The organism is Jiangella aurantiaca (assembly GCF_004349105.1).
In the GTDB taxonomy this organism is placed as follows: Bacteria; Actinomycetota; Actinomycetes; order Jiangellales; family Jiangellaceae; genus Jiangella; species Jiangella aurantiaca.
The window spans coordinates 21,216-43,765 of sequence record NZ_SMLB01000053.1 but is presented as its reverse complement, the minus strand read 5'-3'; the positions used below and the strand labels follow the sequence as shown (position 1 = coordinate 43,765).

Below are 22,550 nucleotides of genomic sequence, written 5' to 3'. Positions count from 1 at the left end.
GCCACCCCCACGTCGCCGACCCCGGTGTCCCGTACACCCGGAACCAGTACAGCCCGGGCCGGCGGCGTTCCCACGTCGGTACGCCGGCCGCCCGTTCGACGGCACCGAGCACCGTCTCGAGGTGCATGATCGCTCGTGCGTCGGCGAGCCCGGCGGCGGACAGCCCGGTGGCCAGCATTTCCAGCGCCAGTGACCGTTGCCGGTCGGTCAGCTCACCCAGCGCGATCCCGGGCCGGGACCGCGGCAGGTACGTGAACGTGCGCCGGTCGGACGCGTCGAACGGCGCGGCCGCCCGCGCCAGCTCGTCAGGGTCGAGCGCGGCGAGGAACGTCGTCGCCGCGGCGGTCATCGGATCCGTCATCGAGCACCACTCTGCCAGGCGCCGGCGGGCCCTCAGGTGGTGCCATCACAAGGTTTCTCGACCGTCGACACGATCGCCGACGTAGTACGACACGAGATTTCGTGCCGAACGGGGTCATCGCTGCGGCAAGGGAATGGCGACGGTGGGACGGTCGCTGACAGTCCTTGTCAGTGTCAGCCCGTCACCATCGGTCCATGGAGACAACGCTGGAAGGCAAGGTCGCGCTCGTCGCGGGGGCGTCCCGCGGCGCGGGGCGGGGGATCGCCGTCGAGCTCGGGGCGGCCGGCGCGACGGTGTACTGCACCGCTCGCAGCACGCGGGCGCAGCGGTCGGAGCAGGATCTGCCCGAGACCATCGAGGAGACCGCGGAGCTGGTGACCGCGGCCGGCGGTACTGGCATCCCGGTGCAGGTCGACCACCTGGTGCCCGACCAGGTGAAGGCGCTGGTCGACCGCATCGACGCGGAGCAGGGGCGGCTGGACGTCCTGGTCAACGACATCTGGGGCGGCGAGCTGCTGTTCGGCTGGGGCGAGACGGTGTGGGAGCACTCCCTGCAGAAGGGGCTGCGGGTCCTCCGGCTCGCCGTCGACACGCACATCGTCACCAGCCACTTCGCGCTGCCGCTGGTGATCCGCACGCCGGGCGGGTTGGTGGTCGAGATGACCGACGGCACGGCGGACTACAACGCGACGAACTACCGGGTGTCGTTCTTCTACGACCTCGCGAAGGCGTCGGTGCTGCGGATGGGGTTCGCCCTGGCCAACGAGCTGGCGCCGCACGGAGCGACGGCGGTCGCGCTGACGCCGGGCTGGCTTCGCTCGGAGCTGATGCTGAGCCATTTCGGCGTCACCGAGCAGAACTGGCGCGATGCGCTCGAGGGGCAGCCGCACTTCGCGATCTCGGAGACGCCGCGATACGTCGGCCGGGCGGTCGCGGCGCTGGCCGCCGACCCGGAGGTCGCGCGGTGGAACGGGCAGTCGCTGTCCAGCGGCCAGCTGGCGCAGGTCTATGGTTTCACTGACCTCGACGGCAGCCGCCCGGACGCCTGGCGGTACTTGGTGGAGGTGCAGGACGCCGGCAAGCCCGCCGACGTCAGCGGGTACCGCTAGGACCGAGAGGCGACCGCGAGGTCGCAGGCGGCGGCGAGTCCCGCAAGGGAAGGGATGGGAGAGTAGATGACGACGGACTCGGCCGGCCGCATCCGCTGGGGCATCCTCGGCACCGGCGGCATCGCCGCCTCGTTCGCCCGCGACCTGCAGCTGGTCGACGACGCCGAGGTGGTCGCCGTCGGGTCGCGCAGCGACGAGAGCGCCAGCGGCTTCGCCGGCCGGTTCGACGTGCCGCGGGCGTACGGCTCGTACGAGAAGCTGGTCGAGGACTCCGACGTCGACGTCGTCTACGTCGCCACGCCGCAGACGGCGCATGCCGCGAACGTCCGGCTCGCGCTCGAGGCCGGGAAGCCGGTGCTGTGCGAGAAGCCGTTCACCGTCACCGGCACCGAGGCCCGCGACGTCGTCGAGCTGGCGCGCGAGCGCGGGGTGTTCCTCATGGAGGCGATGTGGACGCGGTTCCTGCCGCACTTCCGCCGCATCGACCAGCTGCTGCGCTCGGGCGTGCTGGGCGAGATCACGACGGTGGTCGCCGACCACGGCCAGGCCATCCCGGCCAGCGGCGGCCACCGGCTGCATGACCCCGCGCTGGCCGGCGGCGCACTGCTCGACCTCGGCGTCTACCCGGTCTCGCTGGCGTCGTACGTGCTGGGCCGCCCGGCGGGCGTCACCGCCGCCGGCACGTTGCTGCCGAACGGCCTGGACGCCCAGACGTCGGCGGTGTTCACCTACGAGGGTGGCGCGCACGCCGTCGTCACCACCACACTGGGGGCGCGGACGGCGAACCGCGCGGTCATCACCGGCACTGCGGCGCGGCTGGAGGTCGACGACGTCTGGTACGCGCCGACATCGTTCTCGCTGCTCCGGCCGGGGTCGTCGCAGCCGGAGCGGTTCGAGCACACCCGGGTCGGCGGCGGGCTGCGCTACCAGGCCGTCGAGGTCGGCCGGCTGCTGCGCGCGGGCGCCACCGAGAGCGACATCATGCCGCTGGACGAGACGGTGGCGATCATGGAGACGCTCGACGAGATCCGCCGGCAGATCGGGCTGCGCTTCCTCGGCGAGTAGGCGGCCCGCTGGCCCCGAGCACGGTGCGGCGATGTAGGGCATCATCCTCCTGAGGAGGGGGCCATGACATCCATGCTCATGCCGGGCGTGACGGAGACTCGTCATCCGACGCCGCGGCTCACCGTCAACACGCTCACGGTGGCCGGCCGTGACACCGGGCAACCGATCGTCTTCGTCCACGGCAACGTATCGTCCAGCGTGTTCTGGCAGCCGGCCATGCTCGGGCTGCCGGAGCGGTTCCGCCCGGTCGCGGTCGACCTGCGCGGCTTCGGCGGCACCGAGACGCTGCCGGTCGACGCTGCCCGCGGCGTGCGCGACTACGCCGACGACGTCGCCGGGCTGCTCGACACTCTCGGGCTGGACGGGGCGCACCTGGTCGGCTGGAGCATGGGCGGCGCCGTCGTGCTGCAGCTGCTGCTTGATGCGCCGGCGCGGTACCCGTCGGTCACGCTGGTCAACCCGGTGTCGCCCTACGGGTTCGGCGGTACCCGTGGCGCGGACGGCGCGCTGGCCGATCCGGCGGCGGCGGGATCCGGCGGCGGCGCGGCGAACCCCGACTTCGTGGCACGGCTGCGCGACGGCGACCGTGGCGACGACGCCGCTCTGTCGCCCCGTCAGGTCATGCTGTCGTCGTACGTGAAGCCGCCGTTCGTGCCCGAGCACGCCGATGCCTACGTCGAGTCGATGCTGACCACCGCCGTCGGCGACGACCACTATCCCGGCGACTCCGTGGCCACCGACGCCTGGCCGGGCGTGGGGCCGGGCACCCGCGGCGTGCTCAACACGATGGCGCCGACGCACCTGCGGCTCGACGGGCTCGACGCCATCGACCCGAAGCCGCCGATCCGCTGGATCCGCGGCTCCGACGACGTCATCGTCTCCGACACGTCGCTGTTCGACCTCGCCTACCTCGGCTCCATCGGCGCGGTGCCGGGCTGGCCGGGCGAGGAGGCGGCGCCGCCTCAGCCGATGGTCGCGCAGACCCGCGCCGTCCTCGACGCCTACCGCGCGGCGGGCGGCGTCACCAGCGAGACCGTCATCGACGGCACCGCGCACAGCCCGCACATCGAGAAACCGGACGAGTTCGTGGCGGCACTGGTCAGCGGGCTGGACACCCGATGACGCTCGGGGTCGCGGTCGACGGGGGGACGCTCGCGGTCCACGAGCTGGGACGGGGCCCGGCCGGCGCCCCCGTCGTCATGGCGCTGCACGGCATCACCGCGAACGCGCTCGCCTTCGGCGCGGTCGCGCACGCGCTGGACGGTCAGGTCCAGCTGCTCGCACCCGACCTGCGCGGCCGGGCCGACAGCCGGTCGATCCGCGGGCCGTGGGGGCTGGCGGCGCACGCCGCCGACGTCGTCGCGGTGCTCGACGCCGCACGGGTGGAGTCGGCGGTGCTGCTGGGCCACTCGATGGGCGCCTACGTCGCCGCGCTGACGGCGTACCTGTACCCGTCCCGGGTGTCGTCGCTGGTGCTGATCGACGGCGGCGTCGGGTTCCCCGCGCCGGAAGGCGACATCGACGCGGCGCTGGACCAGGTGATCGGGCCGGCCATGCGGCGCCTCACCATGACGTTCGCCGACGAGGCCGCCTATCTGGACTTCTGGCGCGAGCATCCGGCGATCGGCCCGGCCCTCGATGCGTCGTACGGCGACCTGTTGACGGCCTACCTGCGGCACGACCTCGTCGGTCCCGAAGGCGAGCGCCGCTCGTCATGCGTGCTCGACGCCGTGCGGGCCGACGGCGCAGACGTCCTGGCCGACCCGGTCGTGCTGCGGTCACTGCGCGACGGCACGGTGCCGGCAACCTTGCTGTACGCCGCGCGCGGCGTCCAGGACGAGCCGCAGGGCCTGCTCGACGCCGGCCGCATCGCGGCGGCTGGCCTGCCACCGACGGTCCGCGTCATCCCCGCCGGCGGCGTCAACCACTACACCGTCCTGTTCGAACCCCAGGCGGTCCGGCTGATCGCGTACGCCGTCGGCACCTCGGTCTAAGGCCAAGGCCGACCGCGAGGTCCCAGGCGGCGGCGAGTCCCACAAGGGAAAGGAAATCAGCGGGCGGACCAACCGCCGTCGATGACGAGGTCGGTGCCGGTGATCGACTGGGCGGCCGGGCTGGCGAGATAGGCGACCGCCTCGGCGACCTCGTCGGGCTCGATCAGGCGTTTGATCGCCTCGTTGGCCAGCATGATCTCGCTGACGACGCGGTCTTCGGGCAGGCCGTGCACCGTGGCCTGGTCGGCGATCTGCGCCTCGACCAGCGGCGTGCGGACGTAACCGGGATTGACGCAGTTCGAGGTGACGCCGTGGGGCGCGCCCTCGAGCGCCGTCACCTTCGACAGCCCCTCGAGTCCGTGCTTCGCGGCGACGTAGGCCGACTTGAACGGGCTGGCCCGCAGGCCGTGCGCACTGGAGATGTTGACGACGCGGCCCCACTCGCGCGCGTACATGCCCGGCAGCGCGGCGCGGATGAGCAGGAACGGCGCCTCGAGCATGAGCCGGAGCATGAACGCGAACCGGTCCGGTGGGAACTCCTCCAGCCGGGCGACGTGCTGGATGCCGGCGTTGTTGACCAGGACGTCGACGTCGAGCTGGACACTCGCCAGCGCGGCGGTGTCCGCGAGGTCCACCTGCCACGGCTCGCCGCCGACGTCGCCGGCCACGGACGCCGCGCGCTCGCCGTCGACGTCGGCGACGATGACGTGCGCGCCGGCCGCACCCAGCCGCCGGGCCACCGCGGCGCCGATGCCGCTGCCGCCGCCGGTGACCAGCGCCCGCCGCTCGGTCAGATCCAGTTCCACCATGGCCGGACTCTATGCCCTGGAGGATCATCTGACTACGGTCAGAGAATGGATGAGACGATGGTCGCGCAGGTGCGGCGGTTCAACCGGGTCGTCACGCAGCAGGTCGGTGCGCTCAACGACCGGTTCCTGGCCCGCGACCGGCCGCTGGGGGAGTCGCGGCTGCTGTGGGAGATCGGTGCCGACGGCCGCGACGTGCGGTCGCTGCGCACGGCGCTCGATCTCGACTCCGGCTACGTGAGCCGGCTGCTGCGCTCGCTGGAGTCGGCCGGCCTGGTGGCGACGGAGCCCAGCGGGGCCGATCGGCGGGTGCGGCTGGCCCGGCTCACTGACGCCGGGCGGGCCGAGCGGCGGCTGCTGGACGAGCGCAGCGACGAGCTCGCCGCGCTGCTGCTCGCGACGCTGCCGGAGCGGCAGCGCGAGCGGCTGGTCGCGGCGATGGCCGAGGTGGAGCGCCTGTTGACGGCGGCGACGGTGCGCGTCGCTCCGGCCGATCCGGACGACGCCGCGGCGAGGCACTGCCTGCGCGCCTACGCCGCCGAGCTCAACGCGCGGTTCGAGGGCGGCTTCGACCCCGCTCGCAGCATCCGCGCCGATGCCGCCGACCTGCGTCCGCCGGCCGGGCTGCTGCTGGTCGCGACGCTGCACGGTGCACCGGTGGGCTGCGGTGCGCTGAAGCTGCACGGCGCCGAGCCGGCCGAGCTGAAGCGCATGTGGGTCGACGAGTCCGCGCGCGGGCTGGGCATCGGCCGCCGGCTGCTGGCCGAGCTGGAACGGCACGCCGCGGAGCACGGCGCGCCCGCCGTCCGGCTCGAGACGAACGCGGCGCTGACGGAGGCGATCGCGCTCTACCGGTCGGCCGGATACGCCGAGGTCCCGGCGTTCAACGCCGAGCCGTACGCCCACCACTGGTTCGAGAAGCCCCTCCCGCCGCAGGCCTGACGACCCGACCTGCGACAATGGGGTCATGGCGGAACGCAAGCCGCCCGGCATGGGCTTCGAGACGTGGATCGACAAGCAGGTCCGCGAGGCTCAGGAGCGCGGCGAATTCGACGACCTGCCGCTCACCGGCAAGCCGCTGCCGCCCCGCCGTCCAGGCGACGAGTACGCCTGGATCCGCGAGAAGCTGGCCAGCGAGGGCGAGTCCGCCGACGCCCTGCTGCCGACGCCGCTGCGGCTGCGCAAAGAGATCCACAAGCTGCCCGAGACGCTCCGCGACGTCCGGTCCGAGCAGGCGGTTCGCGACGTCGTCGGCGAGCTGAACGAGCGCATCGTGCAGTGGCTGCGCGCGCCGTCCGGCCCGAACATCCCGGTCGGGCCGGTCGACGCCGACGCCGTCGTCGCCGAGTGGCGCGTCGCCAGGGCCGAGCGCCTGGCCGCCGAACGGCAGGTCACTCAGGAACGCGCCGCCGCGGCCGAGCAGGCGGCCGCCGCCGCACGTGCCGCCGAGGAGGCCCGCAGCAGCGGCAACCCGCTCAGCCCGCTCACCTGGCTCAATTGGTGGCGCCGCCAGATCGGACGCCGGGGAGACCGAACGCCCTGACGAGCTCCGGATCGCGGAAGACCGTCACCCGGTCGATCCGGCCGCCGGCCGTCGTCAGCAGCATCAGGCCGTGCGCCCGGTGCACGCCGTCGTCGCCGCGCTTGTACATCGCGTGCGCCGGCTGCCCGTTGGCCCGGGTCTCGATCGTCAGCATGTCGCCGGACGCGCCGAGCCGCGACGCCAGGAACCGGCCGATCGCCTCGGCACCGCGGAACCACGTCGCGTGCGGCGGCATCTCCAGCACGGCGTCGCGGGCCAGCAGCCGGACCAGCCCATCGACGTCGGCGTGCTCGAACGCGGCCACGTACCGGTCCAGCAGCTCGCGCTGCCGCGCGTCGGACGGCTCCGGCGCGACGCGCGCGACGCCGTCCGCGTCGAGCCCGGCCAGTTGCGCCCGTGCCCGCCGCAGCGCGCTGTTGACCGCGGTCGTCGTCGTGTCGAGCAGCCGCGCCACCTCAGCGGCCCGCCAACGCAGCACGTCACGCAGGATCAGCACCGCCCGCTGCCGCGCCGGCAGGTACTGCAGCGCGGCGACCAGCGCCAGCCGGGTGCTCTCCCGGCCGACAGCGATCGCGGCGGGGTCGCCGGCATGCGAGTCGGCGACGGCGTCCGGGAACGGCTCCAGCCATGCCACATCGGTGAGCGGCGGGTCGAGTGGCGCGTCCGGGTCGGCGCTCGGGCTGCCCAGCCCCGACGGCAGCGCGCGGCGGCCGCGGCTCTCCAGCGCGCGCAGGCAGGCCCGGGTCGCGATCGTATAGAGCCAGGTCCGCAGCGACGCCCGGCCCTCGAACCCGTCGTAACCGCGCCACGCCCGCAGGTACGTCTCCTGGACGGTGTCCTCGGCGTCGTGCAGCGAGCCGAGCATGCGGTAGCAGTGGGCCAGCAGCTCCCGGCGGTACGGGTCGGTCTGCCGGGCGAACTCGTCGGCCCGCGCCTCGGACATCACGGTCATCGATCCTCCTCGTCGTGCGCTCTCCATCGGTACAGATCCGCCCGGCCTCGGGAAGTCATCGGTGCGGCGAGTTCCGGAGTGCTCGCGGATCTGCCTGGGTGACGGATTCATGAAACCGAAGGAGTCGCACGATGAGCTCGCGCTCACACCGGGCCTGGGTGCTGGCCCTCACCTCGATCGCCTCACTCATGGTCGCACTGGACACCCTGATCGTCACGGTCGCCCTGAGCACCATCAGGTCCGATCTCGGTGCCACGCTGGAAGAGCTGGAATGGACGGTCACCGCCTACAGCCTGAGCCTGGCCGTGCTGTTGATGACCGGATCGGCGCTGGGCGACCGGTACGGCCGCAAGCGGCTGTTCGCCATCGGCCTGCTGGTGTTCACCGCAGCGTCGGCGGCGTGCGCGCTGGCGCCCGGGATCGGCTGGCTGATCGCGGCCCGGACCGCCCAGGGCGCCGGCGCCGCGCTGCTGATGCCGCTGTCGCTGGCGATCCTCAGCGCGGCGTACCCGCCCGAGCGCCGCGGCCGGGCGATGGGCATCTTCATGGGCGTGACCGGCCTCTCGGTGGTCGGCGGGCCGCTGCTGGGCGGGGCCATCACCGAGGGCGCGTCGTGGGAGTGGATCTTCTGGCTGAACGTGCCGCTCGGGCTGCTGGTCCTGCCGTTCGTGCTGACGCGGATCGAGGAGACCCGCGGCGGTGACACCGGGCTCGACCTCCCCGGCCTCGTGCTGGGCACGGCCGCGGCGTTCGGGCTGGTGTGGGGGCTGGTCCGCGGCAACGTCGCCGGCTGGGGCAGCGCGGAGGTCGTGACGGCGCTGGTGCTGGGCGCCGCGCTGCTGGGAGCCTTCGTGGCGTGGGAACGGCGAGCGCCGGAACCGATGCTGCCGCTGCGCTTCTTCCGATCCCGGGCGTTCTCCGCCGGCAACGCCACCGCGTTCCTGCTGACCGCGTCGCTGTTCGGGACGCTGTTCCTCATCGCCCAGTTCATGGAGATCGGCCTGGGGCGCACGCCGTTCGAAGCCGGCCTGCGACTGGTGCCCTGGACCGGCTGTCTCATGGTCGTGGCGCCGATCGCCGGTGCGCTGGTCGACCGGCTGGGCGAGCGGCCATTCCTCGTCGGCGGCCTGCTGCTGCAGGCCGGCGGGTTCGGCTGGCTGGCCTTGATCGCCGAGCCGGGCATGGCGTACGCACCGCTGGTCGCGCCGCTGGTCGTCAGCGGCGTCGGCATCGCGATGGCGATCCCCGCCACCCAGAACTCCGTGGTGGGCGCCGTGCCCCCGCACATGATCGGCAAGGGCGCCGGCACGAACACCATGCTCCGGCAGCTGGGCGGGGTCTTCGGCATCGCCGTGCTGGTGGCGGTGTTCGCCGGCTGGGGCGGCTACGCGTCATCGCAGGCGTTCACCGACGGGTTCGTCGCCGCCCTGGCCGGCGCCGCGCTGCTGGCCCTCCTCGGCGCCGCCGCCGGGTTGCTGATCCCCCGGCGGCGGACGACGGCGGGCGCCGAGGACGGCGCGACGGACCGCCCGCGCGAGGTGGTCAGGAGCTGAAGTACTCCGTGAGCACCGGGACCTGCACGGCCGCCTTCACCATGTGAGTCTGGCCGGGCAGGGTCCGGTGCTGCGCGTTCGGCAGCACCTCGGCGAGCCGGCGCTGGCTGTTGCGCATGTACTCGGGGCTCTTGCCGCCGTCCATGACCAGCGTCGGCTGGGTGACCGAGGACCACTGGTCGGCCGGGAACGGCTTGCCGTAGCCGGCGTCGCCGAGCACGCGGTAGTCGTACGGGATGGTGTGGGCGACGGCCTTGAGCTTCTTCCACACCGGGGTGAGCCGCATGATCGCTACGACGAACGACGGCGTGCCGACCGTCTTCATGAACAGCTTGACGGCGTCGCTGCGGCGGTCTGCGGCGATCAGCTGCTCGGTGCGCTCGAGCAGGTCGGACGGCCAATGGGCGGCGGTGTTGTCGGTGACGGCCGGCAGCTCGTAGAGCGCGAGCTTCCGGATGCCGGCGCCGGGCCGCTTCGCCGCCTCGAGGGCCAGCGCGACGCCGGACGAGACACCGTACATGAACACCTCGCCGCCGGCCGCGGCGATCAGCGCCTCGAGGTCGTCGGCCTCGCGCTCGACGGCGTACGGCGCGGTGTCGCCGCTCTCGCCGCGGCCGCGCCGGTCGTAGTAGTAGACGGTGAACGTGGGGGCCAGGCCCTTGGCGACGTCGGCCATCGGGCCGAAGTCGCGGTAGCACAAGGCGCCGTCGACGAGGATCAGCGGCGGCCCGGAGCCGACCTTCGTGTACGCGATGGTCGTGCCGTCGGCCGAGGTGACGGTGCTGGACATGAGCGGGACTCTCCTTGGTGGGTTGGTGGTCAACCGAGGACGCGGGTCAGCCAGGCCTGCCAGGCGTCGTCGGTGTGGCGGTGCGCGTCGTCGGCGAAGACGTGGTGGGCGGCGATCATCGGACCCTGGAACCCCTGGAGGAACCGGATCAGCGCGCCGTTGGTGCGGATGCCGAGGGTGTCGGCGTTGACGTAGTAGACGACGCCGTCCTCGGCCGAGCCGTCCGCGAGCCGCAGCCGGACGCCGTCGCCGGGAGCGACCGGTGCGCTGAGCCCGAGCTCGGCGTGCAGCCTGGCCCAGGCGCGCTCCCAGTTGGCGACCGGCGGGCCGAACGCCGTGACGGGCGTGGCAGTGCGGCCGGCGAAGTGGGTGAGGTACTCGAACAGCGTCTGGAAGAACATCTCGTGGCCGCGCGACATCGCCTCGAACTCGTCGGCCCAGTCGTCGCCGGGGAGGAAGCCGCTGGCGACCACCCGCAGCGTGGTGCTGCCGCGGTCGCGGCCCTCGAGCAAGAACTCGTAGGCGACGAACCGGCCGTCGGGCGCCGGCTCGGTGCTGTAGGCCAGCCGCTTGCCGGGCTCCCACGCGGTGACGTCGTGCGCCGGCGCGTAGCCGCCGAAGTCGATCCGGACGCTGCCGTCGGGACCCGGCTCGACGTCGGCCCGGCCCATGAACCACGAGTCGATGCCGGGGCCGGTGGCGATGGCCTGCCAGATCTCCTCAGGAGTGGCGTCGAGGTCGGCCTGGTGCGTGGACCGGAACTCGTGACCCATCGTCAGGCCTCCTTCGACGCGGCGTCGACACTCGGGTGGACGGCGACGACGAGGCGGTGCGTGCGCCCGCCCTCGGCGGACTCGTCGTGGTACTTGGCGACCAGCGCGGTGACCGCGCCGGCCAGTTCCTCGGCGAACGCGGCCCGGTCAGCGGGCGAGGCGAACCGCACCTCGCCGTCGACGGCGAATGTGGCCACCCGCCTGCGCGCCGTCGTGGACGCCGTAAGGAGCAGGCCGACGTCGCGGACCAGCTTCGACGCCAGCGCCAGCAGCCAGCGGGCGGACAGCTTGTCGGGCGACCGCGACGGGTCCGGCTGCACGGCCGCGAGCGCCACCGGAGAGATGACGTACGACGCCGCCGTCGCCTGGAGCACGCGCTCGGTGACGTTGCCCTTCCGCCGCTCCTCGACCAGCTCGACCAGGCCGTGCCGTTCGAGTGTGCGCAGATGGTAGTTCACCTTCTGCCGGGCCAGGCCGACGCGTGCGGCCAGCATGGTGGCCGACCCGGGCTCGGCGAGCTCCGCCAGCAGCCGGGTCCGCATGGGGTCCAACGACGCCTCCGCCGCTGCGGGGTCCTCGATCACCGTGACGTCCTGCATGCCGAGAAGCGTGCCACCGACAAATCCGTTTGTCAAGGCGATGACAGCTGTCGGAAGTGTTGGCATCTCGATGATCTGATGCGAACATGTGTTCGTGGCCAGTCGGGCGACCATCCTGCACGCCGACCTCGACGCCTTCTACGCGTCGGTCGAGCAGCGCGACGACCCCGACCTGCGCGGCAAGCCCATCATCGTGGGCATGGGTGTGGTGCTGGCGGCCAGCTACGAGGCCAAAGCGCGGGGAGTGCGGACGGCGATGGGCGGCCGGCAGGCGCGCCGGCTGTGCCCGGAGGCCGTCGTCGTCTCCCCGCGCATGTCGGCCTACTCGGCCGCCAGCGAGGCTGTGTTCGAGGTGTTCCGGCGGACCACGCCGCTGGTCGAGGGGCTCTCCATCGACGAGGCGTTCCTCGACGTCGGCGGGCTGGCGAAGATCTCCGGATCGCCGGCCGAGATCGCCGCCCGGCTGCGCGCCGAGGTGCTCCGGACCGTGGGCCTGCCGATCACCGTCGGCGTGGCGCGCACCAAGTTCCTCGCCAAGGTGGCCAGCGCGGTGGCCAAGCCGAACGGCCTGCTGGTGGTCGAGCCCGAGCGCGAGCTGGCGTTCCTGCACCCGCTGCCGATCGAGCGGCTGTGGGGCGTGGGGGAGAAGACCGCGGTGAAGCTGCGGCAGCGCGGCATCTTCACTGTCGGCGACGTCGCCCAGCTGGCCGAGCGGTCGCTGGTCGCCATCGTGGGCCCGGCGGCCGGCCGGCACCTGCACGCGCTGGCGATCGGCCGCGACCCGCGCCGCGTCGTCGTCGGCCAGCGGCGCCACTCCATCGGGTCGCAACACGCGCTGGGCAGCCGGCGCCGGTCGGCGGCCGAGCTCGACGCCGTCGTCGTCGGCATCGTGGACCGCGTCGCCCGGCGGCTGCGCGGTGCCCGCCGGGTGTGCCGCACCGTCGTGCTGCGGCTGCGGTTCGACGACTACACCCGCGCGACGCGCTCGCACACCCTTGCCGAGCCGACGTCGCACACCGGCCAGCTGCTCACCGTCACCCGCAATCTCATCGCCGCGGTGGCGCCCACGATCGAGCGGCGCGGGCTGACGCTGGTCGGCGTCGCGCTGAGCAACCTCGAGGACGACGACCCGCTCCAGCTGCCACTGCCCATCGACCGCCATGGCGGCAGCGCGCTCGACGCCACCGTCGACGATGTCCGCGACCGGTTCGGCTCGCGCGCCGTCACCCGCGCCGTCCTGCTGAACAGGGACGAGGGTGTCGTGATGCCCATGCTGCCTGACTAGCCCCGAGGCCGACCGCGAGGTCCCGGGCGGCGGCGAGTCCCACAAGGGAAAGAGAGCTAGTGTCGATTTCGGCTCGGCCCATTCGTAGTGAGGTGGGAGGCGGGATCCACCCGCCGTCGCGAGGAGGAACCATGCCGCACTACCTGCTGTCCGTCCACAGCGTGGCGGGCGAGCCGCGCGAGCCGATGACCGACGAGGAGATGCAGGAGTCGCACCGGCGGCTCGGCGAGATCGAAGAAGGGATGCGGTCGTCGGGCACCTGGGTCTTCTCCGGGCGGCTGCACGAGCCCGACACCGCCACCGTCGTGCGCATGTCCGGCGGCGAGGTGCTGACCGTCGACGGTCCCTTCGCGGAGTCGAAGGAGCAGTTGGGCGGTTTCTACGTCATCCGGGCCGACGACCTCGACGCCGCCCTCGCGCTCGCCGCGAAGGTCACCGCGGCCATCGAGGTCCCCATCGAGGTGCGGCCGTTCGTCGCGGTGGCCGATGCCTGACACCGCCCGGATCGAACGGATCTTCCGGGAGGAGTCCGGACGATCGGTCGCGGCGCTGATCCGGGCGTTCGGCGACATCGACCTCGCCGAGGACGCGGTGCAGGAGGCGTTCGCCGTCGCACTGCGCCACTGGCCGGCCGCCGGGCTGCCGCCGAACCCCGGCGGGTGGATCACCACGACCGCGCGCACGCGGGCCATCGACCGGCTGCGCCGGGAGTCGCGCGGCCGGGAGCTGCTCGGCGAGCTGGCGCTGTTGGCGCCGGGGCGGGACGACGACGGGTTCGGCGGTGCGGACGACCCCGGGCCCGTACGGGACGACCGGCTCCGGCTGATCTTCACCTGCTGTCATCCGGCGCTCTCCCGGGAGGCGCAGGTGGCGCTCACGCTCCGGCTGCTCGGCGGCCTGTCGACGGCCGACGTCGCGCGGTCGTTCCTGGTCAGCGAGGCCACGATGGCACAGCGGCTGGTGCGGGCCAAACGCAAGATCAAGGCGGCCCGGATCCCGTACCGGGTGCCGGAGGCGCACGAGCTGGCGGCTCGCCTGGAACCGGTCCTGGCCGTGGTCTATCTCATCTACAACGCGGGCGTGACGAGTCCGGCCGGGCCGGAGCCGTGGCAGCCGGCCGCGAGGCCACGCGCGAGCGGGGAGGCCAAGCCGTGGCAGCCGGCCGCGAGGCCACGCGCGAGCGGGGAGGCAAAGTTGTGCGGTGAGGCGGTTCGGCTTGCCCGGATCCTGGTGACGCAGCTGCCCGGCGAGCCGGAGGTCGCGGGGCTGCTCGCGCTGCTGCTGCTGACCGAGTCGCGCCGAGCGGCACGGATCGGGCCCGACGGCGGGTTCGTCCCGCTCGCCGCACAGGACCGCACGCGCTGGGACCGCGAGCTCATCGCCGAGGGCCAGGCCATCGTCCGCGCGTGCCTGCGCCTCGACCGTCCCGGGCAGTACCAGCTCCAGGCCGCCGTCAGCGCCGTCCACGCGGACTCGGTCTCCACCGGGCGGACCGACTGGCGGCAGATCCTCGCGCTGTACGACCAGCTGCTGGCCGTGGCGCCGACTCCGGTCGTGGCGCTCAATCGCGCCGTCGCGGTCGCCGAGGTCCACGGCCCGGCGGCCGCGCTGGCGCTGGTGGAGATGCTGGAGCTGGACCAGTATCAGCCGTACCACGCCGTCCGTGCCGACCTCCTGCGGCGGCTCGAGCGGCACGGTGACGCCGCGGCCGCCTACGCGCGGGCGGCCGCCCTGGCCCCCGGCACGGCGGAACGCGAGTTCCTGCTGCGGGGCGGCCGCGGCGATTGATCGCCGCCGGTTCTCGATGCGATCGATTCCTCCTGTTGGACAGCACGGCCGGCACCGGTTGAAGCTGACAGCATGTTGCAGACCGCACCACTAGGCCAGACCGGCATGGACCTCACCCGCGTGGGCTTCGGCGCGTGGGCCATCGGCGGCGGCGACTGGGCGCACGCCTGGGGGCCCCAGGACGACGACGAGTCCGTGCACGCCATCCGCTACGCGGTGGAGTCCGGCGTGAACTGGATCGACACCGCAGGCGTCTACGGGCTCGGCCACTCCGAGGAGGTGGTCGGGCGGGCACTGCGCGACCTCCCGCCGGACGATCGTCCATACGTCTTCACCAAGGGCGGGCTGGTGTGGGACCCAGCGGACCGGTCGCAGCCGGCGAGCCGAGTGGGCCGGCCCGACAGCATCCGCCGCGACGTCGAGAGCTCCCTGCGGCGGCTCGGCGTCGAGCGCGTCGACCTGTTCCAGATGCACTGGCCCGCCGAGGACGGCACACCGGTCGAGGAGTACTGGGCGACGTTCCGCGATCTGGTCGACGAGGGCAAGATCCGCGCTGCCGGGCTGTCCAACCACGACGTCAAGCAGCTGGACGCGGCCGAGTCCGTCGGGCACGTCGACGCCCTGCAGCCGCCGCTCAGCGTGATCCGACGCGACGCCGCCGCCGACGTCATCCCCTGGTCGGCCGAGCACGACACCGGCGTCATCGTCTACAGCCCGATGGCCTCCGGCCTGCTCACCGGGTCGTTCACTGCCGAGCGGGCGGCGTCGCTGGGCGCCGACGACTGGCGCAGCCGCAGCGAGCAGTTCGCCGGCGAGGGGCTGCGGCGCAACTTGGCGCTGGTCGAGGACCTGCGGCCGATCGCCGAGCGCAGGGGCGTCAGCGTGGCCGCGCTCGCGGTTGCCTGGACGCTGTCCGTCCCGGGCGTCACCGCCGCCATCGTCGGCGCCCGCCGGCCGAGCCAGATCGACGGCTGGGTCGCGGCGGCCGGTCTGGAGCTCGACGACGCCGACCTCGACGACATCGCGGCGGCCGTGACGGCGAACGCCGCGGGCACGGGGCCGTTGCGTCCCTGACGTTCTCGGGTAAGGGTTCCACCGTGCGTGCGATGACGGTGGAGCCCGGCCGGCCCGGTTCGTTCGGGGTCGGCGAGGTGCCCGACCCGACGCCAGAGGCCGGCGACGTGCTGGTGCGCGGCCTCGCGGTGGGGATCTGCGGCACCGACGCGGAGATCGTCGCCGGGGAGTACGGTGAGCCGCCGCCGGGGCACGACCGCCTGGTGTTGGGCCACGAGTCGCTCGGGACGGTGCTGCAGGCGCCGGCCGGGAGCACGGTCCGCCCCGGCGACCTGGTGGCCGGCGTCGTCCGGCGGCCCGACCCGGAGCCGTGCCCCGCCTGCGCCCACGGCGAGTTCGACATGTGCCGCAACGGGCGGTACACCGAGCACGGCATCAAGGAGCTGGACGGCTTCGGTTCGCAGCTGTGGTGCGTCCCGGCCGGCGACGCGGTCGTGCTCGATCCGGCCCTCGAGCCGGTCGGCATGCTGGTCGAACCGGCCAGCGTGGTGGCGAAGGCGTGGGAGCAGATCGAGCGGATCGGGTCGCGGGCGTGGTTCGAGCCGGGCTCGGTGCTGGTGACCGGCGCCGGGCCGATCGGGCTGCTGGCGGCGCTGCTGGGCGTGCAGCGCGGGTTGGACGTGCACGTGCTCGACGTCGTGGACGGCGGGCCCAAGCCCGGCGCCGTCGCCGCCCTCGGTGCGACGTACCACCACGACGGGCTGGAACGGGCCGCGGAGAAGGTCCGGCCGGACATCGTCATCGAGGCCACCGGGGTGTCCGACCTGGCGTTCGGTGCCATGGCGAGCACCGCCGCGTTCGGCATCGTCTGCCTGACCGGCGTGTACTCGGCCGGTCGCCGGATCTCCGTCGAGGCCGGCAGCGGCTATCGCGAGATGGTGCTGGAGAACGACGTGCTCTTCGGCTCGGTCAACGCCAACCACCGGCACTTCGCGGCCGCGGCGGACGCGCTGGCCGCGGCCGACCCCGGGTGGCTCGGCCGGCTGGTCACCCGCCGGGGTCCCGCTGCCGGGCGCCGCGGACGCGTTCCGGCCCGATCCCGGCGACATCAAGGTCGTGGTCGATCTGGTCTAGGGGCACCGCCTGGTCCGAGTTGTCCGGAAACCGCCCGCGCGGGGTCGCCCAGCCGGAATGATGGTCACCGTGGCGGCCGACGCTTCCGATCTGCGTGATGACACGCTCTGGCTCGGTGGTGCCTACGAGCTGGCCGTCGAGCTGGGCGAGCGCGACGACGTCCGGCTCGAGGCGGCGCTGACGACGCTGTGGGCGGTGGCGGACGTCGCCGGGTGCCATGCCGCCGACCGCGACGACACGGGGACGTGGACCGAGGCGCCCCTGACCGCGGTGGCGCTGCAGCGGCACGGCCGGCTGGCCGGGCTGGTCACGCTGCCACGGCGGCGCACCGTCGTCTGCGGGGTCCGTGCCGTCCGGCAGGTGTCCGGCACCGACTGGCTGGTGTTCTTCATCCCGGTCGGCGCGCTCGACCTCGCCGAACCGCGCAGCGCCGCGTTCCCGTTCCGCGGCGGCGACTCCCTGCTGTGGCGGCGGCCGCTGGACCGCTGGCTGGCCGGGATCGGCGCCCGGGTGTACGAGGCGGTGCCGTTCCGGCTGGCGCTGATCGGCCCCGAGGTCGCCGGACTGACGACGGCACGGTCGTTGGGCGGTCAGCCGCCGGTCGAACGCTGGGCGGCGTACCTGATCCCGTCCGACGCGGGGCTGGAGTACCACCCGGCCGATCGCTGACGCCGTCGACCCGCCCCCAGCTCAGAGCGCTGCGCCCACCGGGTGCCGCATCCACACGTTGGGCTCGACGTAGACGGCGTGGTCGTGCTCGACGCTGCAGTGCACCGGCACCAGCGCCTGCGGGACGACGACGTCGCCGGTGGTGTCGAACGGCAGGCCGGTCCAGTCGCGCCAGTCCGCGAGCGTGCCTGTGATCACCATCGACCGCGGCGCGACCTTGACGATCGTCGCGCCGGCCCGGGCGTGCACCCGCAGCCACGGGTCGGCCGGCAGCCCGTCGGGGCGGGTGCGGTGGGCGTACTCGCTCATCGGGGTGTGCGGCTCGAGGTGCTTCGCGCTCGGCCGTACCGGCGCGACCAGCTCGGTGAAGCCCAGCCGGCGGACGTTGTCGTGCATCGCCTGGAGCATGGCGGCGGCGAGTCCCTGACCGCGGCGGTCCGGCCGGATGGAGATCTCCAGCGCCGACACCAGGTTGGGCTTCGTGCCGCGGTCGCGGTCCAGTGCGGCCCAGCGGATGACGCCGTCCCAGCCGTCGTCAGGGAGCTGTTCGCGGTGCTTGCCGCCGAACTCGAACGGGACGGTGTACGCCAGCGCGACCGGTGTGTCCGGCGGCTCGTAGGCCACCAGCACGTGCTCCGGATGGTTCCGTTGGACGTCCGCGTAGTACAGGTTGCCTGTTGCGTCATGCTCCATGAACGTCGGCCAGAGCTGGGGCAGCTGCCCCACCAACGCGGCCAGCTCCGGCCGCCGGTCCCGCGGTTCGATGATCAGGTTCCCGGACATGGCCGGATTGTGTCACTCCGGTCAGCGGGGAAGCATGTCCTTTTGCCGGTCGAGCGCCTGCCGTAGCAACGCCGCCACCGCCGCCGGGTGCTCCCGGGCCTGCGTGAACGGCATGCTGCGCAGGTACTGGCCGCCGCCCTCGAGCAGGCGTTCGCGGTCGTCGAGCAGCACGCCCTTGTGGAACATGAGGCTGACGGCGTGCCGGTTCACCGCCACGGCACAGATCCAGTGGTGCCAGTCGCCGCCGGCGGTGAACGTCAGCCGGTTCCACTTGATCGCCTCGTCGAGGTCGCCGGGGGTGGCGTCGCGGATCTGGTCGGCCAGCGCTTCGATCTCTGCGCGGCGCTCGGCGGGCAGCTGGTCGAGCCAGAGATCGATCTGGTGGGGTCGGCCGGTCATGACGCACCTCCTGCTCCCGGCATACCCGCAGCGGCCCGCGCTGAAGCGGATCTGAAGGAAACCGTAAGCCGGGCCCGGCATCGTCAGGGCCATCGGGAAAGACACCAGTCAGGAGGACATCATGCGCAAGATCATCGAGTCGACGTTCATCACCCTCGACGGCAGCATGGGCGAACCGCAGGTGTGGGGACAGCCGTACTGGGACGACCAGCACGGGGCCTACAACGCGAACCTGCTCTCCGGCGCCGACGCGCTACTGCTCGGCCGGGAGACCTACGACGGCTTCAAGGACGCGTGGACGCAGCGCGCCGGCGACCCAGTCGCCGATCGCATCAACGCGCTGCCGAAGTACGTGGCCTCGCGGACGCTCACGGGTGAGCTGGAGTGGAACGCCCAACTGCTGCAGGGCGACGTGGCCCAGGCCATCGCGGATCTGAAGGCGCAGCCGGGCGAGAACATCCTCAAGTACGGCACCGGAGAGCTGGACCGGACGCTGCTGGAGCACAAGCTGGTCGACGAGTACCACTTCTGGACGTACCCAGTGCTGACCGGCGGCGACGGCTACCGGCTGGGTGACGGCTTCGACGTCACCCACCTGAAGCTGATCGACCACACGGTGTTCGACTCCGGGATCATCGTGGGCGTCTACGCCCCCAAGTGATCGGCGCCGGACCGCGGCCGCCCGGCCAGTTCCCGGGCGGCCGCGGTCGTCAGCTGCGCGCCCTCCGCGTAGGCCGCCTCGAACGCGGCCTCGTCCTGCACCGATCGGATCAGCGTCGCGATCCGGTCGGCCTCGCGCTGCTCGGCCGGCGCGAGGGGCAGTCCGTCGGCGTCCCGGGCGGCCCTGGCGGCGCCTTGCACGACGGCGGCGTCGCGCGCCGCGCCGGCCAGCGCCAGCGCACCGGCCGACGCCTCGAGCGTGAACGTCAGATCGCGGGTGGCGGCGAGCTCCTTCCCGATGTCGTAGGCACGCAGGTGCAGCTCCAGCGCCGACGCGGCGTCACCGCGCTCGGCGACGAGGAAGCCGAGCTCGTTGAGCACCATCGCGACGTAGAACGCGGTGCCGGCCTCCGTGGCCTGCTGCTCGGCCGTCCGAAGCAGCCGGGTCAGCTGCACCTCGGCGGCGTCCAGATCGCCGGCCCGGCGAGCGGCGAACGCCAGCCCCAGGGCGGCGAACACCTGTGCCGACTGCTGGCCATGCTCGGCGGCGAGCCGCACCGCCCGTTCACCGTGCTCGCGGGCGGCGGTGTAGTCGCCGGTCTGCACGCCGATCCAGGCCAGCCACGACAGCACCCCGGCGACGTCCGGCCACAGACCGAGCTCTTCGGCCAGCGGCAGGGCGTCGCGGCACCGCCGGACCGCGTCGTCGTACTCGCCGGTGAGGTCGGCCAACCCGATCAGCCAGTCCGTCGCCTGCAGGATGCCCCAGCCGTCGCCGAGGTCGCGGAAGATCGCCAGAGCCTGCGCCGCCGCCCGCTCCAGCGTCGCCGAATCGCCGTGGACGTGGGCGACCCGGGCCCGCATGACCAGGGCGGCGGCCTCGCCCCAGCGGTCGCCGGCGGCCGCGAACCCCGTCGTGGCGAGGTCGAGGAGCCGCTCGCTCGAGGCGAGGTCGCCGAGGTCGAACGTCGCCCAGCAGAGGAACCACTGCGCGCGAGCCCGGAGGGTGGAATCGTCGGCGCGCTCGAACGGGCGCAGTGCGGTGGCGCACCGGGCCGCCCAGTCGTGCTGGTCGCCTTGCAGGATCGCGATGCCGGTGTGCCAGGTGAGCGCGTGACCGCGCAGGGTGGCCGGCGCGTCACCCTCGATGGCCAGCGCCGCCTCGAGCGCCCGGCGGCCCTCCGTGAACCGGCCGCGCAGCAGCCAGTACCACGTCAGGCAGCCGGTGAGCCGCAGCGCCAGCTCCGCGTCGCCCAGCCGCTCGGCGGTGTCCAGGGCCGCGCGCAGGTTGGCCGACTCCGCGTCCAGCGTGTGCAGCCATTCGCCCTGCTGGGGGCCGCGCAGCTCGGCATCCGCCCGCGCGGCCAGACCGGCGTAGTAGTGGGCGTGCCGGATCCGGGTCCGTGCGTGCTCGCCGGTCTCGTGCAGCCGGTTGACGCCGTACGCCGCCACGGACTCCAGCAGCCGGTAGCGCGGCGCGCCGGCCCGCTCGTCGACCACGACGAGTGACCGGTCGACCAGCCGGGCCAGCAGGTCGAGCACGTCGAGGTCGCCGTCGTCGGCGCAGACCGCCTCCGCGGCCGCCAGCGTGCACCCGTCGGCGTGCACGGCGAGCCGCCGAAGCGCGGCCTGCTCGTCCGGCTCCAGCAGGTTCCAGCTCCAGTCGATCGTGGCGGCGAGCGTGCGCTGCCGGGCCGGCCGGTCACGCGGCCCGCTGCCGAGCGCGCGGAACCGGTCGTCGAGGCGGTCCAGCAGCGTGTGGACGCCCAGCGTGCGGACCCGCGTGGCGGCCAGCTCCAGCGCGAGCGGGATGCCGTCCAGCCGCCGGCACAACTGGGCCACGGCCGGGCCGGTGGACGCGTCCAGCGTGAACTCGCGGGCCGACGCCACCGCCCGGGCGACGAACAACCGCACGGCGGCGGACTCGGCGAGCCGGTCGCCGTCGTCGTCGGGTAGCTCGAGCGGCGAAACCTCCCAGAGCACCTCGTCGCTCAGCCCGAGCGGCTCGCGGCTGGTGGCCAGCACGGTCACGCCGGGCGCGGCGTGCAGCAGCCGTCCGGTCAGGGCGGCGGCGTGCTCGACGAGGTGCTCGCAGTTGTCCAGGACGAGCAGCAGCCGCCGGTCGCGCAGCGCTTCGGCCAGCCGGTCCGACGGCGTGGCCGGCCGCTCGCCCGGCTCGGCGGCGTCGCGGATGCCGAGCGCGGCCATGGTCAGCTCGGCGATGTCGTCGACGGCGCGACGGGGGTTGGGTCGCTCCAGCGCAGCCAGTTCGACCAACCAGCCGCCGTCGTCGTAGTCGTCCACGAGCGGGTGCGCCGTCGCCGTCGCCAGCCGCGTCTTGCCGACGCCGCCGGGGCCGGTGAGGGTGACCAGCCGCTCCTTCCCCAGCAGCTCGCGCAGCTCGGCGAGCGCGTCGTCGCGGCCGATCAGCGGTGGCGGCTGCGCCAGGTTGGTGCGCGGCCGCCGCGGCCGCGCCGGTGCCGGGGCGAGGTCCGGGTCCTGCTCGAGGATGGCCTGGTGCAGGGCGGCGAGCTCGGGACCGGGGTCCAGGCCCAGCTCGTCGGCGAGGCCGCGGCGGAACTCCTCGTAGGCGTCGAGCGCCTCGCGCTGCCGCCCGGCCCGGTAGAGCGCGCGCAGGTGGACGGCGCGCAGCCGCTCGCGGAACGGGTGGTCGCCGACCGGCGCGGCCAGCTCGGCGGCCAGGACGGTGTGCTCGCCCAGCTCCAGCCGCGCCTCGGCCAGCAGCTCGAACGAGGCCAGCCGCCGCTCCTCCCAGCCGGCGGCCACGGTGCGGACGAACTCGTGGTCGGCGAAGTCGGCCAGGGCCGGGCCGCGCCACAGGCCGAGCGCCTCCGTCAGGACGTCCTTGCGCCGCTGCGGGTCGTCCGTCGCCTGGGCGCGAGCGACGAGGTCGGCGAAGCGGGCGACGTCGACGGCGTCGGTCTCCAGCGCGTAGCCGGGTGCTCGGGAGACGACGAGGTCGCGGGCGCCCGGCTCGCCGTCGTCGAGGGCCTTTCGCAGCTGCGAGACTCGCACCTGCAGCGCGGCGCCGGGGTTGGCCGGCGCGTCGTCGCCCCAGACGTCCTCGACCAGCCGGTCGACGGAGGCTGCGCGGCCCTGATGCACGAGCAGGTCGGCCAGCAGCGCGCGCACCTTCGTCCCCGGAACCGTGACCTCGGCGCCGTCGTCGGTCCAGACGGCCAGCGGGCCGAGCACTCCGAAGCGCATGCGGCCCAACATAGCCGCGGGATCTACGCCTGCGGCGCGAGGGAA

22 protein-coding genes and 1 pseudogene are annotated in these 22,550 nt (G+C 73.5%); 14 read left to right on the top strand and 9 right to left on the bottom strand.

From position 1 onward, the window contains the following. A partial coding sequence (locus E1262_RS25670) for a DUF3500 domain-containing protein (RefSeq protein ID WP_132106995.1) occupies positions 1 to 361 on the bottom strand: 361 nt, incomplete at its 3' end. A 194-nt stretch (positions 362 to 555) separates the two neighbouring features. Between E1262_RS25670 and E1262_RS25665 the strand changes: the two genes are divergently transcribed. The 4 genes from E1262_RS25665 to E1262_RS25650 all read left to right on the top strand — a co-directional run bounded on the left by E1262_RS25665 (position 556) and on the right by E1262_RS25650 (position 4,529). Next, positions 556 to 1,470: an SDR family oxidoreductase gene (locus E1262_RS25665; RefSeq protein ID WP_132106993.1), complete on the top strand. Its 915-nt coding sequence runs from the start codon at positions 556 to 558 to the stop codon at positions 1,468 to 1,470. A gap of 66 nt (positions 1,471 to 1,536) precedes the next feature. Then, entirely contained in the window at positions 1,537 to 2,535 is a 999-nt protein-coding gene (locus tag E1262_RS25660) for a Gfo/Idh/MocA family protein (RefSeq protein ID WP_132106991.1), read from the top strand. A 63-nt stretch (positions 2,536 to 2,598) separates the two neighbouring features. Next, positions 2,599 to 3,657 (top strand): alpha/beta fold hydrolase, encoded by a 1,059-nt coding sequence (locus tag E1262_RS25655; protein WP_132106989.1) that lies wholly within the window; start codon positions 2,599 to 2,601, stop codon positions 3,655 to 3,657. Then, complete coding sequence (locus E1262_RS25650; protein WP_132106987.1) at positions 3,654 to 4,529, top strand: alpha/beta hydrolase; 876 nt, start codon at positions 3,654 to 3,656, stop codon at positions 4,527 to 4,529. Before E1262_RS25655 ends, E1262_RS25650 begins: the two co-directional genes overlap by 4 nt. 56 nt (positions 4,530 to 4,585) lie before the next feature. On the opposite strand, the gene E1262_RS25645 is transcribed toward E1262_RS25650, so the two are convergent. Next, on the bottom strand, positions 4,586 to 5,338 hold the full coding sequence (locus tag E1262_RS25645) for a 3-hydroxybutyrate dehydrogenase (RefSeq protein ID WP_132106985.1): 753 nt from the start codon (positions 5,336 to 5,338) through the stop codon (positions 4,586 to 4,588). 45 nt (positions 5,339 to 5,383) lie between these two features. Here E1262_RS25645 and E1262_RS25640 point away from each other — a divergent pair, with 45 nt between their 5' ends. Both E1262_RS25640 and E1262_RS25635 read left to right on the top strand, forming a co-directional pair. After that, entirely contained in the window at positions 5,384 to 6,277 is an 894-nt protein-coding gene (locus E1262_RS25640) for a bifunctional helix-turn-helix transcriptional regulator/GNAT family N-acetyltransferase (RefSeq protein WP_132106983.1), read from the top strand. 25 nt (positions 6,278 to 6,302) lie between these two features. Beyond that, on the top strand, positions 6,303 to 6,878 hold the full coding sequence (locus E1262_RS25635) for a DnaJ family domain-containing protein (RefSeq protein WP_132106981.1): 576 nt from the start codon (positions 6,303 to 6,305) through the stop codon (positions 6,876 to 6,878). Here E1262_RS25635 and E1262_RS25630 read toward each other — a convergent pair. Continuing rightward, complete coding sequence (locus E1262_RS25630) at positions 6,829 to 7,830, bottom strand: sigma-70 family RNA polymerase sigma factor (protein WP_132106979.1); 1,002 nt, start codon at positions 7,828 to 7,830, stop codon at positions 6,829 to 6,831. The two genes, E1262_RS25635 and E1262_RS25630, sit on opposite strands and share 50 nt — an antisense overlap. 131 nt (positions 7,831 to 7,961) lie before the next feature. Between E1262_RS25630 and E1262_RS25625 the strand changes: the two genes are divergently transcribed. After that, positions 7,962 to 9,383 carry a DHA2 family efflux MFS transporter permease subunit gene (locus E1262_RS25625; RefSeq protein WP_132106977.1) on the top strand — a complete coding sequence of 474 codons (1,422 nt, stop codon included), beginning with the start codon at positions 7,962 to 7,964 and terminating at the stop codon, positions 9,381 to 9,383. On the opposite strand, the gene E1262_RS25620 is transcribed toward E1262_RS25625, so the two are convergent. Genes E1262_RS25620 through E1262_RS25610 form a run of 3 tightly spaced genes read right to left on the bottom strand, consistent with a single transcriptional unit; the run spans position 9,373 to position 11,545 of the window. Next, the gene (locus E1262_RS25620; protein WP_132106975.1) at positions 9,373 to 10,173 is read right to left on the bottom strand and encodes an alpha/beta fold hydrolase; all 801 of its coding nucleotides are present in this window, start codon (positions 10,171 to 10,173) and stop codon (positions 9,373 to 9,375) included. The genes E1262_RS25625 and E1262_RS25620 overlap by 11 nt on opposite strands. Positions 10,174 to 10,202: 29 nt before the next feature. Continuing rightward, positions 10,203 to 10,946, bottom strand: coding sequence for an SRPBCC family protein (locus E1262_RS25615; protein ID WP_132106974.1), 744 nt, complete (start codon positions 10,944 to 10,946; stop codon positions 10,203 to 10,205). Positions 10,947 to 10,948: 2 nt separating this feature from the next. Beyond that, the gene (locus E1262_RS25610; protein WP_132106973.1) at positions 10,949 to 11,545 is read right to left on the bottom strand and encodes a helix-turn-helix domain-containing protein; all 597 of its coding nucleotides are present in this window, start codon (positions 11,543 to 11,545) and stop codon (positions 10,949 to 10,951) included. An 88-nt stretch (positions 11,546 to 11,633) separates the two neighbouring features. On the opposite strand from E1262_RS25610, the gene dinB reads away from it, so the two are divergent. From dinB to E1262_RS25580, 6 genes and pseudogenes are all read left to right on the top strand, one after another. Further along, entirely contained in the window at positions 11,634 to 12,830 is a 1,197-nt protein-coding gene (gene dinB / locus E1262_RS25605) for a DNA polymerase IV (RefSeq protein ID WP_132106971.1), read from the top strand. Positions 12,831 to 12,961: 131 nt separating this feature from the next. Next, complete coding sequence (locus E1262_RS25600; protein WP_132106969.1) at positions 12,962 to 13,324, top strand: YciI family protein; 363 nt, start codon at positions 12,962 to 12,964, stop codon at positions 13,322 to 13,324. Continuing rightward, a complete protein-coding gene (locus tag E1262_RS25595) occupies positions 13,317 to 14,618 on the top strand; it encodes an RNA polymerase sigma factor (RefSeq protein ID WP_132106967.1) in 1,302 nt (433 codons plus the stop codon). Before E1262_RS25600 ends, E1262_RS25595 begins: the two co-directional genes overlap by 8 nt. A 72-nt stretch (positions 14,619 to 14,690) precedes the next feature. Further along, positions 14,691 to 15,692: an aldo/keto reductase gene (locus E1262_RS25590; protein ID WP_203454421.1), complete on the top strand. Its 1,002-nt coding sequence runs from the start codon at positions 14,691 to 14,693 to the stop codon at positions 15,690 to 15,692. Positions 15,693 to 15,715: 23 nt separating this feature from the next. Further along, positions 15,716 to 16,766, top strand: a pseudogene (locus E1262_RS25585) (glucose 1-dehydrogenase). A 69-nt stretch (positions 16,767 to 16,835) separates the two neighbouring features. After that, on the top strand, positions 16,836 to 17,435 hold the full coding sequence (locus tag E1262_RS25580) for a hypothetical protein (RefSeq protein ID WP_132106965.1): 600 nt from the start codon (positions 16,836 to 16,838) through the stop codon (positions 17,433 to 17,435). 21 nt (positions 17,436 to 17,456) lie between these two features. Here E1262_RS25580 and E1262_RS25575 read toward each other — a convergent pair whose 3' ends face one another. After that, positions 17,457 to 18,218 (bottom strand): N-acetyltransferase, encoded by a 762-nt coding sequence (locus E1262_RS25575; protein ID WP_132106963.1) that lies wholly within the window; start codon positions 18,216 to 18,218, stop codon positions 17,457 to 17,459. A 21-nt stretch (positions 18,219 to 18,239) separates the two neighbouring features. Further along, positions 18,240 to 18,617: a DUF1801 domain-containing protein gene (locus E1262_RS25570; RefSeq protein WP_162606081.1), complete on the bottom strand. Its 378-nt coding sequence runs from the start codon at positions 18,615 to 18,617 to the stop codon at positions 18,240 to 18,242. A 121-nt stretch (positions 18,618 to 18,738) separates the two neighbouring features. Between E1262_RS25570 and E1262_RS25565 the strand changes: the two genes are divergently transcribed. Beyond that, a complete protein-coding gene (locus E1262_RS25565) occupies positions 18,739 to 19,278 on the top strand; it encodes a dihydrofolate reductase family protein (protein WP_132106959.1) in 540 nt (179 codons plus the stop codon). On the opposite strand, the gene E1262_RS25560 is transcribed toward E1262_RS25565, so the two are convergent. Further along, on the bottom strand, positions 19,263 to 22,505 hold the full coding sequence (locus tag E1262_RS25560) for an AfsR/SARP family transcriptional regulator (RefSeq protein WP_132106957.1): 3,243 nt from the start codon (positions 22,503 to 22,505) through the stop codon (positions 19,263 to 19,265). The genes E1262_RS25565 and E1262_RS25560 overlap by 16 nt on opposite strands. Between the last annotated feature and the right edge of the window lie 45 nt (positions 22,506 to 22,550).